The following is a 15,826-nucleotide window of genomic DNA, read 5'->3' as shown; positions in this document are numbered from 1 at the left end:
CCTCTTCTCGGGAGCGGTGGCGTGTCGCCCCCTTTCCTACCGGGCGGACCTGGCCGCGGCCGGGCTCTTGCCCCGACCCCGGCGATGTGCGTCGGCGACCGGGGAGGAGTCCCGGTGCGTGCAGAGCCTGACCGCAGACCCCGCCGCGGTGCCCGCCGGGCGACCACGACGTCGGACTCGGTCCCCACCGCCGGCGCCCGACCAGCCGTCGCGGGTGACACGGCCCGCGGTATCCGTCACCGCCGGCGACCGGCTCGCGGACGCCCTCTCGTGCCGACGCGTCTCGTCGACCAGGGCATGCGTTGACCCATCCCGGCTGGTGAGTGACGGCTCGGCCGCGGGTGATTCCGCGCCGGTGCGCCCCGCGCTTTCCGGCGTCGACGCCGCGGACGCCTCCGAACGACGGCGAGACTGGGAGGTCCCCCGCCGTCTCACCGAGGTCGTCCATGCCCCGTCCCCTGCCATCCGGTCACGGATGGATCCCCATCGCCAACGGCGCGCTCGACGTCCGCGACTGCGCGGATTTCGACCGCGCCGCCGACGTGCTCGTCGTGCCGACGACGCCGTCCGAGGCGATCTGCCTTGTCGGCGACGGAGCAGCCCTCTGGAGGCGGCTGATCACTGCGGCTCCGCTCCCGCCGACCGCCGTCACGCCCGACGAGCAGGCGATCCTCGGCCACCTCCACGACATCGGTCTCGTGGCCCTCGGCGCCTCCCACCCCGCCCGCATCACCGAGCTTCACCCGCCGACGCTGTCGTCTCCGCTTCACGAACTGGTCTATGCACTCGTCGCGCGCGTGGCCGCGAGTCACGGGATCCCGTGTGTCTTCACGAAAGGTCCGGCGCTGCACCTGCAGGGGCTCCGCGACCGCGAGCACTCCGGCGACGTCGACCTCTGGTGCGACCCCGCGCGGCTCGACGAGCTGGCCGACGCCTTGGCCCCTTGGGGGTGGCATCGCGCTCCCGATCCCTGGCGCGGAACGACCGTTCATCACACCGTCACCCTCGTTCCCGAGCAGTGGGGGTGCGAGATCGACGTGCACCGCCGGTTCCCCGGCCTCGTGCTCGACGACGACAGTGCGTTCGCGCTGGTGCTCCGCGACGCCGTGCTTGTTCGCTACGGCGCCGTCGACGTGCCCGTTCCGGCGCCCGCGACGCACGCGGTGCTGGCGGCCCTCCATGCCGTCCGCCCCCTCATCGGCGCGGGCCCGCGGTCCTCCCACGACTCCGCCGCCGCGCGCACTTTCCTCTCCCGGGCCGAAGGCAGCGTCGCCCGCGCGCGGGAACTCGGGGCCGTCCCGGCTCTGAGGGACGAACTCGAGCCGCTCGCCGAGCCCGGCAGTCTCGACGCGGATGCCGGGGGCACCCCGCGCGACTGGGTATGGCGGCAGCAGTCCGATCATGTCCGGGCCTACTGGATGGCGATGAGCGCGGAAACGTGGCCGATGCGCGCCCGGCTGATCGTGCGATTCCTCTGGCCGCCCGACGATGTCGCGCTGGCTTCGGCGCACCACGCCGGCCATGCCCCCACGAGCGCACGTCGAGCGCGGTTGGTGCGCCTTCGCCGCGGCATCCGCGACTGGATGCAGCGTCGGCGCTGAGACTGCGCGCCCTTCGGCGCCGGTGTCGCTGCGCGGTCGCGATGGCGCTCAGGCCGCGCAACCAGTGAGTGTTCAGGCCCATTCGCACCGGCGTCGTTCCAGGGCCACGACACCGGCACTGAGCATCTCAGCGCCGCTTCGCCCGCATGCTGGCGCGGGTGGAGGGAGGGTCTGCGGCAGCGACGGCGCGGGCGAACTCGTCTTCCTCCCGCTCTATCCACCCCTGACCGGCCAATACGAAGAGCGGGATGAGCACGGGGGCTGACAACGGACCCCACCCCACCAGACCGAACGGGGTCTCCGTCGCGCCCATCACCAGCAGATCCAGGACGAACGCCACCCCGACGCCGCGCTGCAGCGCGGAGCGCCGACGCAGGGTGGCGAAAAACGCCGCTCCGATGAGCACGCCCCACGCGATCAGCACCACCGCTCCGCCCTGCACGAGCGTCGACAGCACCAGGTTGTGGGCGTGGCTCGCCGCGCTCGAGAGCACCGACCGCAGAAGCAGGTAGTTGTCGGCGAACCAGTGGGCCCCCAAGCCGAAGACCCAGTGATCGCCGAGCTGCTGCCGGTCGAAGATCCAGATGGATCCGCGATAGGTATAGGCCTCCGGATCGGTCTCGCTGAACGGCAGCCAGAAGACGGCGAACACCGACACGGCGAAGCCGACGACGGCGACCGGCGCGAACACGCTCCGCGGCAGGACTCTCACGAGCAGGAGCACAGCCACGACGACCGCGGCTCCGCCGAGCGCCGTCCGTGACGACGACAGAATGAGCGCCCACGCGATGACGACGAACAGCAGCAGTCGCACCGGCCACCGACGCGCGAGGAAGACGAACGGCAGGGCGAATGCGAGGAACATCCCGAAGACGTTGGAGTGCGTGAAGATCCCCGCCAGCAGCGGCGCCCCCGTGAGGGACTTGTCGAAGGTGTTCACGCCACCCGAGATGAGCACTTTCGACGGTGCCAGGTAGAACGCGGCGATGGACCCGGCGGCGACCAGAGCACCGAGGTAGCCGACCGCGGCCAGATCGGGCATTTTCACCCGCACACTCACCAGTAGAGCCCCGACCGCCGCGGTGATGAGAAGACCGAGCGTCGGGGGACGACCGTGGGCCAGTTCGTTGGCGGCCAGCACGAGGCCGGGCGCGATGACCAGGAGCAGGCTCGGGGCCGTGACGCGCCAGAACAAGCCTGCGAACAACGTCGTTGCGACGGCCACGACGGGCACGATGATCGCTCCCAGGTTGTCGAGCGCCACGGCGAGGGCGACGGTCGAGGTCTTGCCCTCGACGTAGTGCTGTCGGTCACTCAGCACCGTTTCGACGATCGGCGAAGCGATCGAGAAGGTCCACACCAGGACCACCATGAGTCGTCGTGCGCGCGGGGAGTCCACTAACCCGGGTCGCGACGACCGGGGGCCTCCGGGGGCGGCTCTGGTCCTGGTTAGCGTGCTCACGGCCGTCACCGTACAGCGCGAGGAGAACACCGTGACCACGACCGACGTCGTCGCCCCCCGGAGGAAGGGGGCGATCTTCCTGCTCGGAGCGCAGTGGGGGCGCTACGTCTCGCAGATCCTCGGCATCGTCGTGCTGGCACGGCTCGTCGGGCCGGGGGACTTCGGCATCGTCGCCCTCGGCGCCTCGCTCGCGGGACTCGCCGCGGTCCTCGGTGACTTCGGCCTCAGCATGGCGGCGCTGCGAGCGCCGTCTCTCGACGAACGACAGCGCTCGAACCTGTTCTGGATCAATGCGGGGGTGGGGGCGGTCGCGACCGCCCTCGTCGTCGCCGTCGCGCAGCCCTTCGCCGCAGCCTTCGGCGATGACCGCCTGGTGACCGTGCTGCTGCTGCTCGCGCCTGCGTTCGTGCTCCGCTCGGCCAGCGCGCAGTTGCGGGTCGAGCTGAACAGGTCGGGGCGCCTGGGGCGACTCGCCGTCGCCGAGCTGACGGGCGATGTGTCGGGACTGGCCGTCGCTGTGATGGTGGCGCTCGTCGGCGGGGGCTATCTCGCGCTCGCCCTGCAGGGCACGCTCGCCGCCGCGGTGACGCTGCTGCTCGCGTTCGTCCTGACCCCGTGGCGACCGGGCCTCCCCCGGCGCGGGGCCGATATGCACGGGCTCCTCGCCTTCGGCGGTAACACTTTCGTCGTCCACGCCCTGAACTACGCGTCGACGAATGTCGGCACGATCATGATCGCGCGGACAGCGAGCGATCAGGTGATCGGTTTCTTCAACCGGGCGACCCAGTTGGTGAACCTCCCGATCGACCAGGTCATCACCCCGCTCACGCGCGTCGTCATTCCCCACCTCGCCGACGCGTCAAGCCCACGCGAAGTCGGTGAGCGTCTCGTGCGGTTCCAGACGCTGCTCTGCTACCCCGCATTCGCCTACCTCAGCCTCTTCGTCGCCACCGCTCATCCCTCCATCGACATCGTGCTCGGACACGCGTGGACGGACGCCGCCGTCTTCGTGCCGATCCTCGCTGTCGCCGCGGTGTTCCAGACGCTCGGGTACGTCCAGTACTGGGCCTTCGTGTCGACCGGACGCTCGTCGATCCTGCTGGCATCCGAAGCCGTAGGCCGCATCGCGATGATCGCTCTGACCGTAGCTCTGTCGTCCCTGGGACCGCTGGCCGTGGCCTGCGCCGTCGCGGCCGGTCAATGCCTCCTGTGGGCTGCAGCCGCCCTGGTCTTCCTCCCGCGCACGGGGGTTCGCTCCGCGGCTCTCGTGCGCGCCGGACTCCCGCCCCTGGCCGTCTTCCTCACCGCATGGGCTGCCGCCACGGTCGCGGATGGCGCGTTCTTCACCCCTCTCGCGTCCCCTGCCCGTCTGCTCTGCACGGCCGGCGTCTGGGTGATCGTCGTGTCGGCGCTGATTCCGCTCATCGCCCGCCGCGACCTGCAGATGATCGCGGCGACGATCCGGCGGAGGTGACATCGGCGAGCATCGTCACCCGGCAGAGAGGGCCCCCATGACCGACCGCTCCCCTTCCTTGCCCTGATGGCACGCTGTCTGGTCATCGGAGCCAACGGTTTCCTCGGGTCCCGGCTCACCGACGCTCTGGTCACCACCGGCCACGAGGTGACCGCGTTCGATCGTTTCAGCCGAGGAACGCGCGCCTTCTCGTCCACCGACCTCACCGTCGTCACCGGCGATTTCCTCAGCGTCGCCGACCTCGCGTCCGTCGTCGGCGGGCACGACATCGTCTTCCACTTCCTGTCCACCACCACACCGGCGACCGTCGACGGCGACCCCACCATCGACCTGCGCACCAATGTCGCGCAGAGCGTCGAGCTTCTGGCCCTGTGCGCACGCGCCGGCATCCGCCGCTTCTTCTACGCCTCCAGCGGCGGGGCCATCTACGGACCGCGACCGGGCACGAGGTTCGTCGAAGACGCAGCGGTCGCCCCCGTCTCCCCGTACGGCATCGGCAAGCTCGCGGTCGAGCGCTACATCGACTACTACGCCGCCACCGCGGGCCTGTCCGCCGTTTCTCTACGCATCTCCAACCCCTACGGCGCCAACCCCAACCCCTCGAAGCGCCAGGGGGTGATCCCGATCACGCTCAATCGCATCCTGCGCGCCGAGACCGTCGTGCAGGTGGGCGACGGGTCGATGGTCCGCGACTACATCCACGTCGACGATCTCGTCCGTCGCATCCTGCGGATGGTGGATGCCGAGCCCCGCCACCGTGTGTACAACCTCGGCAGCGGTCGCGGCACGTCCGTGACCGAAGTGCTCGAGACCGTTCGCGGTGTGGTGGGCCGTGACTTCGCTGTTCGCACCACCCCCAAACCCCCGACCTTCGTCGATCACGTCGTCCTCGATGTCACGCGTTTCAGCGACGAGTTCGGCACCGACGACGACCTGTCCCTGACCGAGGGCATCGCCCGCACCTGGATGGAGATGACGACCGCATGATGCGCGTTCTACACGTGACCGAAGCGATGGGCAGCGGCGTCCTCAGCGTCGTCGACAGCATCTCGCGCCGGCAGGCCGAGGCCTGTGCCGACGTGCGCGTGATGTTCGTTCCGCGCCCCGAGACCCCCACCGACGAGGCTCTGCGCGCGCGTTTCCATCCCGCGGTCGCGCTCGACCGCATCTCGACCGGCGGGCGCATCGGCGACCTCCGGGCGTTGCATCACGCCCTACGGCGCGATGATTCCGCCGACGTCGTGCACGCGCACTCCAGCTTCGCCGGCGCAATCGTTCGTCAGGCCCTCCGCGGGCGCCGCGACCCGAGCACGGTCTTCTACTCGCCGCACGGCTTCGCGTTCCTGCGTCTCGATCTGCCCCGTGTCGCACGCGCCGCCTTCCGCGCCGTCGAGCGCAACCTGGCGCACCATTCCACCCTGATCCTCACCTCCCCGTCCGAGTACGCGGTGGCGCAGTCCGCGCTGGCCCCTGCGCGCGCGCACCTGCTGCAGACCGGGGTGGCCTCCGAGACGGTCGCTCGACGCGCGCGCCGCCCCGACCGCATGCGACGCCCCGTCGTCGGGATGGTCGGTCGCGTCACCTATCAGAAGGCCCCGTGGCGATTCGCGGCCGCCGCTCGTGCGCTCGAGGACCGCGCCGACTTCGTGTGGATCGGCGGCGGCGACGCCGCGGACGAGTCGCGATGGCTCGCCGACGCGCCGGTCCGGGTGACCGGCTGGGTCTCGCCCGCAGAGCTGTCGGCGTTGATCGACGGGCTCGACGTCCTGCTCTTCCCGTCGCTGTGGGAGGGCATGTCGCTCTCGCTCATCCAGGCGCAGGCGCAAGGGCTTCCCGCCGTCGTGTCCGACGTCGTCGGCAATCGCGACACCGTCGACGACGGGGTGACCGGATTCGTCCGCGACACCGACGAGGGCCTCATCGCCGCGACCGCCCTTCTCCTCGATGATGCGGGGCTCCGGGAGCGCATGTCGGTCGCCGCTCTCGAGTGGGCGCGTCACTCGCTCACCGACGACGAGGTCGGTCACGATTCGCTCGCTCTCTACGATGTCGCTCGCGTATCGCGCGAGGTCGCATCGAGATGATCGTCGTCAACGCCCGCTTCCTGACGCAGCGCACGACCGGCATCCAGCGCTTCGCCACGGAGATCACGCGCGAGCTTCTGGAGATACGCTCCGACATCGTTCTGGCCGTCCCGTCGGGGCCTTTCGACACCGCCGGTCTCGATACGGCACGCATCGTGCGGGTGGGGCGCGCCCGTGGCCACGCGTGGGAGCAGATCGATCTGCCGATATTCACCCGTCGCCGCAGCGCGCTCCTGCTGAATCTCGCCAGCACGGGACCGGTCCGCTATCGCCCGCAGATCTCGACGCATCACGACATCACCTACATCCGGCATCCCGAGAGTTTCGGTCGCCGGTTCCGCGCCGTCTACGGCTTCGTCGTGCCGCGCCTCATCGCGCACAGCGACGGCCTGCTGACCGTGAGCGAGTTCTCACGTGGCGAGATCGCCGAGCATTTCGGCGTGGATCCGCAACGTTTCACCGTGGTGTACAACGGCGCCGACTCCCGCTTCCACCAGGGCGAGGCCCCGGCCGGGCGGCCCTACCTGCTCGCGGTGTCCTCACCCAACGCGCACAAGAACTTCGCCCGCATGCTGTCGGCCTTCGAACGCTTCGCCCAGACGCATCCCGACATCGAGTTGCGCGTGGTCGGCAGCCAGACCAACAGTTTCTCGCGGCAGCGGTACGAGGGCTCCCCCGCCCACGTGCGCTTCCTCGGGCGGGTCGACGACGACGAGCTGACGACCTTGTACCGAGGTGCACTGGCGTTCGTCTTCCCTTCCCTGTACGAGGGCTTCGGCATCCCCCCGCTGGAAGCGCAGCAGTGCGGGTGTCCGGTCATCGCGGCGCGAGCCGCATCGATGCCCGAGGTGCTCGCCTCCTCCGCCGTGTACGTCGACCCCTACGACGAGGCCGATCTCGCCGACGCCATGTCACGGGTCGTCGACGACCACACGCTGCGCGCGCACCTCATCGCCGCGGGTTTGGCGAATGCCGAGCGCTTCTCGTGGCGCGCCTCCGCGGAGCGCGTATCGACGGTCATCGACCACGTGCGGGCCGCGCGAAACGGCCGGACCGCCCCCGTCGGCGCGTCCGTCAAGGCCTCGGCGTCACGACGTTCCGATGCCTAGCGTCGGAGCATGACCTCCGATCGCGACCAGTTCACTTTCGACAACCCCGTCACCCGTTACGCGCGCGTCGAGCCGCCCGTGCAGCACCAGCCCGAGCCGGGCGTGCAGGCCGATATGACCCCCGTTCCCGACCTCGGCGAGAAGACGTATCGGGGCCTCGGTCGGCTCGTCGGACGCAAGGCTCTGATCACGGGCGGCGATTCCGGCATCGGCGGCGCCGTCGCCATCGCGTTCGCCCGTGAGGGTGCCGATGTCGCCATCGTGCACCTGCCCGACGAGCAGCGCGACGCCGACCATGTGCTCGCGCAGATCCGGGATGCCGGCCGTACCGGCGTCGCCATCGCGATCGACATCACCGACCCCGCCGCGTGCCGCGAGCTCGTGACCCGTGCCGCCGAAGCGCTCGGCGGTCTCGACATCGTCGTCAACAACGCTGGCAAGCAGGTGATGGTCGACACAGTCGAGGAGCTCTCCGACGAGCAGTTCGAGCAGACGTTCCGCACGAACGTCTTCGCCCCGTTCTGGATCACCAAAGCAGCGCTCGCGCACCTGCCCGAGGGCGGCGCGATCATCAACACCGCCTCGCTCGAGGCCTACGTGCCCGCGCCCGACCGACTGGACTACGCCGCCACCAAGGCGGCCATCAACAACCTGTCGAAGGGGCTCGCGCAGCAGCTCGCCTCGCGCGGCATCCGCGTCAACGTCGTGGCCCCCGGTCCCACCTGGTCGGCCCTGCAGGTGAGCCAGGGCGTCTCCGACGACCAGATGGAGCACTTCGACGACGAGAGCACCTACCAGCGCGCAGGTCAACCGGCCGAGATCGCGCCCGCGTTCGTCTTCCTGGCGTCGGCGGAGTCGAGCTACGTCTCCGGCGAGACGCTGAACGTCAACGGCGGCATGGTCACCCCGTAGTTCCCGCGCCGTGCGCCCCCGATCCGCCCCCGCGGCTCGGGGGCGTTCGGCGTGTGTCGCGTGGTGTCACGGCCCCGAGGCGCGCGGCGCACCGGCCGACGCCCCGCGCGGGTCTTCGCGGAACACGGCCCCTCACGTGCTCCACCGTCGCGGCCGACCATCCCGCACATGTCCCGTGCGGAGCGTCGGGGCTCGTGCCGGGCGCCGACACAGCTGATCCGGGGCGCCCACGACTCGCTTCCTCCGATTCCGCCGCCCTTGATCGCACCGTCGCCCGCGTACACCAACGCCCTTGCGCAAATCGCCGCGATCCGCAAGCGACCCTTTCCGAGGTCGTGGGTGAGCGAGCGTGAGTGCATGCCCACCGAGAACGCCTCCGCCCCGGGCGGGGCGCCCGTCACCCTCTACCTGCTGCACGCGCTGGGCGCGAGCGCGGGCTCCTTCGACCGCCTCGCCGACCAGCTCGACGGTCGGGTACGCGTCGAAGGGATCGATCTCCCCGGCTTCGGTTCGCTCGCCGACGCAACCGACTCGTCGATCGACGCCACGGTCGCTCACGTCGTCGCCCACCTCGGCCGCCACGCCCGCGGCCGCTGGGTGCTCGGCGGCCACAGCATGGGCGGCAAGATCGCCGCCCTGGTGGCATCCCGTGTCCTGCGCGGCGACGCACCGCTGGTCGGGCTTGCCGGCTTGGTGCTGATGGCGCCGTCCCCGCCGCGCCCCGAACCGATGGACGAGACGCGCCGCGAACGCATGCTGTCGTGGGTCGACGGCGGTCGGATCTCGGAACAGGATGCCGAGACCTTTCTCGCGCAGAACACCGCGCGACCGTTGGAGCCCGCCGCGCACGCCGACGCCGTGGCCGATCTTCGACGCACCTCCCCCGAGGCATGGCGCGCGTGGCTCGAGACCGGCAGCCGCGTCGACGCCTCAGCCGAGGTCGGCACCCTCGACCTGCCCGTTCTCGTGCTCGCGGGCACCGACGACGACGACCTGGGCGCGGCCGCGCAGCCGGGGCTCTTGGCATCCGTGTATCCCCGCGCACGCTTCGTCCCGCTCGACGACACCGGTCACCTCATCCCCCTCGAACGCTCCGCCGAGGCGGCCGAGGCCATCGCTCGCTTCGTCGACGACGAGGTGCTGCTCGGACCCGTCGTCCCCGCCGACTGGGCCACTCTCATCGCCGGCGACCGCGTCGATGCCCGCGTGCGCGGCATCCTGAACCGCCGCGCCGTCCCCGATGACCGCGGGTACGCCCCCGAGGTACTCGATGTGGCGCAGTTGACCCTGCTGCGCGAGGTCGCCGACCTCGTCGTCCCCCAGGACGGCCCCGCGATCGACGTCGCCGCTCGCGTCGACGCGCAGCTCGCGCGAGGAGAGGGCGACGGGTGGCGCAGCGCCGACCTGCCGCCCGACCCCGAGGCGTACCGCGCCGGTCTCGACACCCTCGCCGCGGTCTGGCCGACCGAGCCCACGGCGCGCGAGGACGCGTTGCGCGCCGCCATCGAGGGGACGACGGATGCCGCGGGCCCCCTCGACGCGGCCCGGCTGAAGGTGTGGCTCGAAGACGTCCGCAACGACCTCGTCCGTCAGTGGCTCGCCCATCCGGCCAGCATGGCGCGCATCGGCTACGACGGCTTCGCCACGGGCGGCAGCCCGATCCGCGGGTTCGTGGAGCTGCGGCTGGGACGCCGCGAAGACTGGGAGCCCGCCGGGGTCGGCGGCACCGTAGCGACGGGAGACGCGGCATGAACCTCGAGCAGATGCGTACGTTCGGCACCGACGAGACCGTCGACGTGGTGGTCATCGGAACCGGTGCCGGCGGCGCCCCGCTGACCGCCGAACTGGCGCGCAAGGGCCTCAGCGTCGTGGCCATCGAGGCCGGACGCCACTTCGCCCTCGACGAACTGACACCGGATGAGACCGAAGCCGTCGAGATCAACTGGATGTCAGAGCGTCTGAGCGGCGGCGACGACCCCACCGCGTTCGGTCCGAACAACAGCGGACGCGGCGTCGGCGGCTCGATGCTGCACTGGGGTGCCTTCACCCCGCGCCCAGACCGTCGCGACCTGACGCTGCGCACCGAGACGGGCGAGGGCCGTGACTGGCCCGTCGACCCCGACGAACTGCTCGGCTACGTCGAGCGCGTCGAGGGCGACATCGGCGTCTCGGGACCGACGCCGTACCCGTGGGACCCGGCCCGCCGGTACGCCTACGCGCCCGCCACGCGCAACGCGCCCGCCAACCTCGTCGCCCAGGGCTGCGACGCCCTCGGGGTGACCTGGGCCGACGCGCCCGCCGCCGTCCTCACCCGGGCGCGCCTGCAGGACCACCACGGCGAACGCGGCGCGTGCGTCAACTGCGGCGAGTGCCACCAGGGGTGCCGGACGGATGCCAAGGCCTCCACCGCCAACACCTACCTGCCCGCGGCGGTCGCCGCCGGTGCCGAGATCCGCGCCGAGGCCATGGTGCACACGATCGAGCTCGACGCCCGAGGTCTCGTGGCCGCGGTGGTGTACCGCCAGGGCGGCGTCGACGTGCGCCAGCGCTGCCGGTCGTTGGTGCTGGCCGGCGGTGGGGTCGAGACGCCGCGTCTGCTGCTGCACACCGGTCTCGCGAATGACAACGGCCAGGTGGGCCGCAATTTCCTCGCCCACGGTGCGACGCAGGTGTGGGGCCGTTTCGACGAGCCCGTGCGCGGCCACCGCGGCTACCCGTCGTCACTCATCAGCGAGGACATGATGCGCCCGTCCGACGCCGATTTCGCCGGCGGCTATCTCGTGCAGAGCCTCGGCGTCATGCCGTTGACCTTCTCGACCACGCTCGTTCGCGGCGGGGGTCTCTGGGGTCCCGAGCTCCTGCAGCGTCTCGAACAATCGCGGTTCATGGCGGGCATCGGCATCAACGCCGAGTGCCTCCCGTCGGACGACAACCGGCTCACCCTCGTCGATGAGACCGACGAATTCGGCATCCCCCGTGCGCGGGTCACTTTCACCGCCGGAGCCAACGAGAAGGCGATCGATCGGCACGCGACGGCGTTCATGCTGCGGGTGATGGAGGCTGCCGGCGCTCGCGAGACGATGGTGCTGGCCCGCACGGCTCACACCATCGGCACGTGCCGCATGTCGGTCGACCCGTCCGACGGCGTGGTGGATGCCGACGGTCGCTCGCACGAGATCCCGAACCTGTGGATCTGCGACAACTCGGTCTTCCCCTCGGCGATCGCCGCGAATCCCGCGCTGACGATCATGGCGTTGTCGCTCCGCACCGCCGACCGCTTCCTGGCATCCGCCGCCTGAGCTCGCCCGCCGCACCACGGCGCCGAGATGACCTCGCCTTTTCGAGATGACCCGCCGCCAGGGCGAAGTGCTTGTCGTCTCGGCGATCGCGGGGCATTCGACGCGGGCTCCGCAACGGCCTCCTCGACGTGCGCCGCCGCACGGGCCGCACGGGAGAATGGATGCCATGAAGCTCGAGCATCTGCGCCGGTTCGCCGCCCTGGCCGAAGAACTGCACTTCCCGCGCGCGGCCGATCAGCTCGGCATCCCCCTCGCGTCCCTGTACACGACGATCGACAAGCTCGAAGAAGAGGTGGGGCAGTCACTGGTCTCGCGGACCCCGCCCACGCAGCTCACCCCGGCGGGTCGCCTGCTGCTCGAGGAGGCGCATCACCGCATCGCCGACGCCCCGCCGCCCGCGCCGAAGCGGAAAGCCTCCGGCGGCGGTAAGGCGAAGGCGTCGAAGGGCAAGGGCCGCGCGCCGATCGTGAAGGGCCAGCCGAAGCCTTATAAGAAGCGCCAGGGCCGCTGAGTCCGGTGCGATAAACGCGATCCGCGCACAGAAACGCCGTCTCAGCCCGTGTTCGCGCGCGAATCGCGTTTCTCGGCGTCGAACGGCAGACCAGGCCCTGCGGCAGCGCGAACGTCCCCGCGAGTCGGATGCCACTCCCCGCCGAGCCGCGCCCGCGTCCGCACGACGCAGACGCGCCTACAGCTCGCTGACGACGCCCGCCTCGACGCGCCAGCGCCGGTCGGTCTGAACGGCCGCGAGCATCCGACGGTCGTGGGTGACGAGCAGCAGCGTGCCGGTGTACGACGCGAGCGCCTGCTCGAGCTGTTCGATCGCCGGCAGGTCGAGATGGTTGGTCGGCTCGTCGAGCACGAGCATGTTGACCCCGCGCGCCTGCAGCAGCGCGAGCCCCGCGCGCGTACGTTCCCCTGGCGACAAACCGTCGACCGCGCGCGTGACGTGGTCGGCCTTCAGCCCGAACTTGGCCAGCAGCGTCCGCACCTCGCCCGCGTTCATCTCGGGCACGAACCCCTCGAACGTCTCGGCGAGCGACCGCTCCCCGACGAACAGCGAGCGTGCCTGGTCGATCTCGCCGATCTCGACGCTCGCCCCCAACGAGGCGGTACCGTCGTCCGGCGTCTGACGGCCCAGGATGCCACGCAGCAGCGTCGACTTGCCGGCACCGTTCGGGCCGGTGATGCCGATCCGATCCCCCGCGTTCACCTGCAACGAGACGGGGCCGAGGGTGAACTCGCCCTGTCGGAACACGGCGCCGGAGAGCGTGGACACGACCGAGCTCGACCGCGGGGCGGTCCCGATGGTGAACTCGAGCTGCCACTCCTTGCGCGGCTCCTCGACCTCCTCGAGTCGCGCGATCCGACTCTCCATCTGGCGCACCTTCTGCGCCTGCTTCTCGCTCGACTCCGTCGCGGCCTTGCGACGGATCTTGTCGTTGTCGGGTGACTTCTTCATCGCGTTGCGCACGCCCTGGCTCGACCACTCGCGCTGCGTCCGCGCGCGCGAGACGAGGTCCGCCTTGGTATCGGCGTACTCCTCGTACTTCTCCCGCGCCTGCCTGCGAAGCGTCGCGCGCTCCTCCAGATACGCGTCGTACCCGCCGCCGTAGACGCGGTGCGAATTCTGCGCGAGGTCGAGCTCGAGCACGCGGGTGACCGACCGGGCGAGGAACTCGCGGTCGTGGCTGACCAGCACGACACCCCCGCGCAACCCCTTCACGAACGTCTCGAGACGCTCCAGACCATCGAGATCGAGGTCGTTCGTCGGCTCATCGAGCAGCGCGATGTCGAAGCGCGAGAGCAACAGCGCAGCCAATCCCACCCGGGCCGCCTGCCCGCCCGACAACCCGGTCATCTCGGCATCCGGTCCGACGTCGAGTCCGAGGTCGGCCAACACGACCGGCATGCGCTCATCGAGGTCGGCCGCGCCGCTCGCGAGCCAGCGCTCGAGTGCTGTCGCATAGGCGTCGTCGGCCCCCACGGCGGAAGGGTCGCCGAGCGCCGCCGCCGCGGCATCCATCTCACGCGTGGCCTCGGCGCACCCGGTCCGCCGGGCGATGTAGTCAGCGACCGTCTCACCGGCGACGCGCTCGTGCTCCTGCGGCAGCCAGCCGACGAAGGCGTCCGACGGCGCGAGGCTGATCGATCCGCCCTGCGGTTCGTCGACGCGGGCGAGCAACCGCAGCAACGTCGACTTGCCCGCGCCGTTCGCACCCACCACGCCGATGACGTCGCCCGGTGCGACGGTGAGGTCGACGCCCTCGAAGAGCGTGCGGTGTCCGTACCCGCCGGAGAGGTTCTGGGCGACGAGCGTTGCGGTCATGGGTCCAGTCTCTCAAGATGCTCGCGCGACCGACGCAGCGGCCGACTCACCGCGCCCGCGGGTGCGCCGTGGCGTACACGTCGCGCAGGGCGTCGACGGTGACGTGCGTGTAGATCTGGGTCGTCGCGACCGACGCGTGGCCGAGCAGCTCCTGCACCACCCGCACGTCGGCGCCGCCCTGCAGAAGATGCGTCGCGAACGAGTGCCGCAGGGTGTGCGGCGATACGTGAGCGGTGAGGCCCGCACGTTCGGCCGCGGCCTGGATGATGAGCCACGCGCTCTGCCGCGACAGCGGAGCCCCCCGCACCCCGAGGAACAATCGAGGCGTGGCCCGTCCCTTCGCCGCGAGCGCCGGCCGGACCCGCGTCAGATACGCCTCCACGGCGGCACGGGCGTATGAGCCGACGGGAACGATGCGCTCCTTGTCGCCTTTCCCTCGTACGCGCAGCAGGTCGCCGTGGGCGGCGTCGTCGACGTCGAGCTGCACGATCTCCGATACGCGCGCTCCGGTCGCGTACAGCAGCTCGAGCAGCGCGCGGTTTCTCACGGCCGCGGGCTCGGCGGCTAAGGCTTCTGACGACCCGGGCGCCGGCCCAGCGGCATCCAGCAGATCGTCGACCTGCGCGATGGTCAGCGCCTTCGGCAGTCGCCGCGGGGCCTTGGGCGGTCGCAGCCGACCGCTCGGATCGGCCTCCGCACGCCCCTCACGCACGAGAAACCGGTGCAAGCCCCGCACCGACGACTGCAGTCGCGCCAGCGACGAGGATGCCGGCGGTGGAACCGCAGAAGCGCGTTCGGCCGCGAACTCGGCGATCAGCATCGGCGTCACGGCCTCCACCTCGGTCACGCCGCGCGCCGCCAGCCATTCGCCGTAGACGGCAAGGTCACGGCGGTAGGCGGCGACGGTGTGGTCGGAGAGCCCGCGCTCGAGCGCGACGTGCCGGAGGTAGGTCTCGACCGCGCGCTCGAGCTCCACGTCAGCCCGCGGCTGCCTCTCGGCGCAGCACCTCGGCCGCGGCGAGCGCGCCCGTGGCCAGGATGCCGTTGCGCAGGCGACCCGCGAGCACGCCGTCGATCACGTCGGCGAGCGGCACGCGCTCCAGGCGCATGTCGGACTCCTCGTGTTCGCGCTCGTAGTCGGTCTCGATGGCTCGCAGCCCCCGGGCGAGGAAGAGGTGTACCACCTCGTCGTTTCCTCCGGGGGTGGTGTGCATCGACACCAGATGCTGCCACCGGTCGGCTTCGAGGTCGGCCTCTTCACCCAGCTCCCGCTTGGCCGTCTCCAGCGGCGGCTCGCCCTCGACGTCGAGAAGCCCCGCCGGGATCTCCCAGTCGCGCTCCTTGATGGGATGCCGATACTGCTGGATGAGCACGACCCGCTCGTCGTCGTCGATGGCGACGACCGCCGCGGCACCGGGGTGCTCCACGTACTGCCGGGTCATCTCGCCCTCGCCGTAGCGGACGGTGTCGCTGCGCACGTCCCACACGGCACCCTCGTACACGAGGTCGCTGGAGACGACCTCGAGCTCGACGGCTTCGTCGCGCAGCTGCTCCAC

At 70.9% G+C, this 15,826-nt stretch carries 13 protein-coding genes; 9 read left to right on the top strand and 4 right to left on the bottom strand.

Annotation, left to right across the window (positions count from 1 at the left end):
• The first annotated feature begins 446 nt into the window (after window positions 1–446).
• Window positions 447–1,601: a nucleotidyltransferase family protein gene (locus tag QE410_RS02435; RefSeq protein ID WP_307327388.1), complete on the top strand. Its 1,155-nt coding sequence runs from the start codon at window positions 447–449 to the stop codon at window positions 1,599–1,601.
• A gap of 127 nt (window positions 1,602–1,728) precedes the next feature.
• Here QE410_RS02435 and QE410_RS02430 read toward each other — a convergent pair whose 3' ends face one another.
• Window positions 1,729–2,973 carry an O-antigen ligase gene (locus QE410_RS02430; RefSeq protein WP_307327384.1) on the bottom strand — a complete coding sequence of 415 codons (1,245 nt, stop codon included), beginning with the start codon at window positions 2,971–2,973 and terminating at the stop codon, window positions 1,729–1,731.
• A gap of 121 nt (window positions 2,974–3,094) precedes the next feature.
• Here QE410_RS02430 and QE410_RS02425 point away from each other — a divergent pair, with 121 nt between their 5' ends.
• From QE410_RS02425 to QE410_RS02390, 8 genes are all read left to right on the top strand, one after another.
• The gene (locus QE410_RS02425; protein WP_307327381.1) at window positions 3,095–4,537 is read left to right on the top strand and encodes an oligosaccharide flippase family protein; all 1,443 of its coding nucleotides are present in this window, start codon (window positions 3,095–3,097) and stop codon (window positions 4,535–4,537) included.
• Window positions 4,538–4,603: 66 nt separating this feature from the next.
• Window positions 4,604–5,524, top strand: coding sequence for an NAD-dependent epimerase/dehydratase family protein (locus QE410_RS02420; protein ID WP_307327379.1), 921 nt, complete (start codon window positions 4,604–4,606; stop codon window positions 5,522–5,524).
• On the top strand, window positions 5,521–6,621 hold the full coding sequence (locus QE410_RS02415) for a glycosyltransferase (RefSeq protein ID WP_307327376.1): 1,101 nt from the start codon (window positions 5,521–5,523) through the stop codon (window positions 6,619–6,621). Before QE410_RS02420 ends, QE410_RS02415 begins: the two co-directional genes overlap by 4 nt.
• A complete protein-coding gene (locus QE410_RS02410; protein WP_307327373.1) occupies window positions 6,618–7,730 on the top strand; it encodes a glycosyltransferase family 1 protein in 1,113 nt (370 codons plus the stop codon). Before QE410_RS02415 ends, QE410_RS02410 begins: the two co-directional genes overlap by 4 nt.
• A 9-nt stretch (window positions 7,731–7,739) precedes the next feature.
• Window positions 7,740–8,642, top strand: a complete 903-nt coding sequence (locus QE410_RS02405; RefSeq protein ID WP_307327370.1) for an SDR family oxidoreductase — start codon at window positions 7,740–7,742, stop codon at window positions 8,640–8,642.
• Between the two features lie 357 nt (window positions 8,643–8,999).
• On the top strand, window positions 9,000–10,394 hold the full coding sequence (locus QE410_RS02400; RefSeq protein ID WP_307327368.1) for an alpha/beta hydrolase: 1,395 nt from the start codon (window positions 9,000–9,002) through the stop codon (window positions 10,392–10,394).
• Complete coding sequence (locus QE410_RS02395) at window positions 10,391–11,941, top strand: GMC family oxidoreductase (RefSeq protein WP_307327366.1); 1,551 nt, start codon at window positions 10,391–10,393, stop codon at window positions 11,939–11,941. The genes QE410_RS02400 and QE410_RS02395 overlap by 4 nt, the downstream gene beginning before the upstream one ends.
• A 166-nt stretch (window positions 11,942–12,107) precedes the next feature.
• A complete protein-coding gene (locus QE410_RS02390) occupies window positions 12,108–12,452 on the top strand; it encodes a LysR family transcriptional regulator (protein ID WP_307327365.1) in 345 nt (114 codons plus the stop codon).
• A gap of 177 nt (window positions 12,453–12,629) precedes the next feature.
• Here QE410_RS02390 and QE410_RS02385 read toward each other — a convergent pair whose 3' ends face one another.
• Genes QE410_RS02385 through QE410_RS02375 form a run of 3 tightly spaced genes read right to left on the bottom strand, consistent with a single transcriptional unit; the run spans window position 12,630 to window position 15,826 of the window.
• Window positions 12,630–14,270 carry an ABC-F family ATP-binding cassette domain-containing protein gene (locus QE410_RS02385; protein ID WP_307327362.1) on the bottom strand — a complete coding sequence of 547 codons (1,641 nt, stop codon included), beginning with the start codon at window positions 14,268–14,270 and terminating at the stop codon, window positions 12,630–12,632.
• A gap of 46 nt (window positions 14,271–14,316) precedes the next feature.
• Window positions 14,317–15,246 carry a site-specific tyrosine recombinase XerD gene (gene xerD / locus QE410_RS02380; protein WP_307327360.1) on the bottom strand — a complete coding sequence of 310 codons (930 nt, stop codon included), beginning with the start codon at window positions 15,244–15,246 and terminating at the stop codon, window positions 14,317–14,319.
• 1 nt (window position 15,247) lies between these two features.
• Window positions 15,248–15,826 (bottom strand): NUDIX hydrolase, encoded by a 579-nt coding sequence (locus QE410_RS02375; protein WP_307327358.1) that lies wholly within the window; start codon window positions 15,824–15,826, stop codon window positions 15,248–15,250.

This window comes from Microbacterium sp. SORGH_AS_1204, assembly GCF_030818935.1.
Lineage (GTDB): Bacteria > Actinomycetota > Actinomycetes > Actinomycetales > Microbacteriaceae > Microbacterium.
This window is presented reverse-complemented; position numbering and strand designations above follow the sequence as displayed.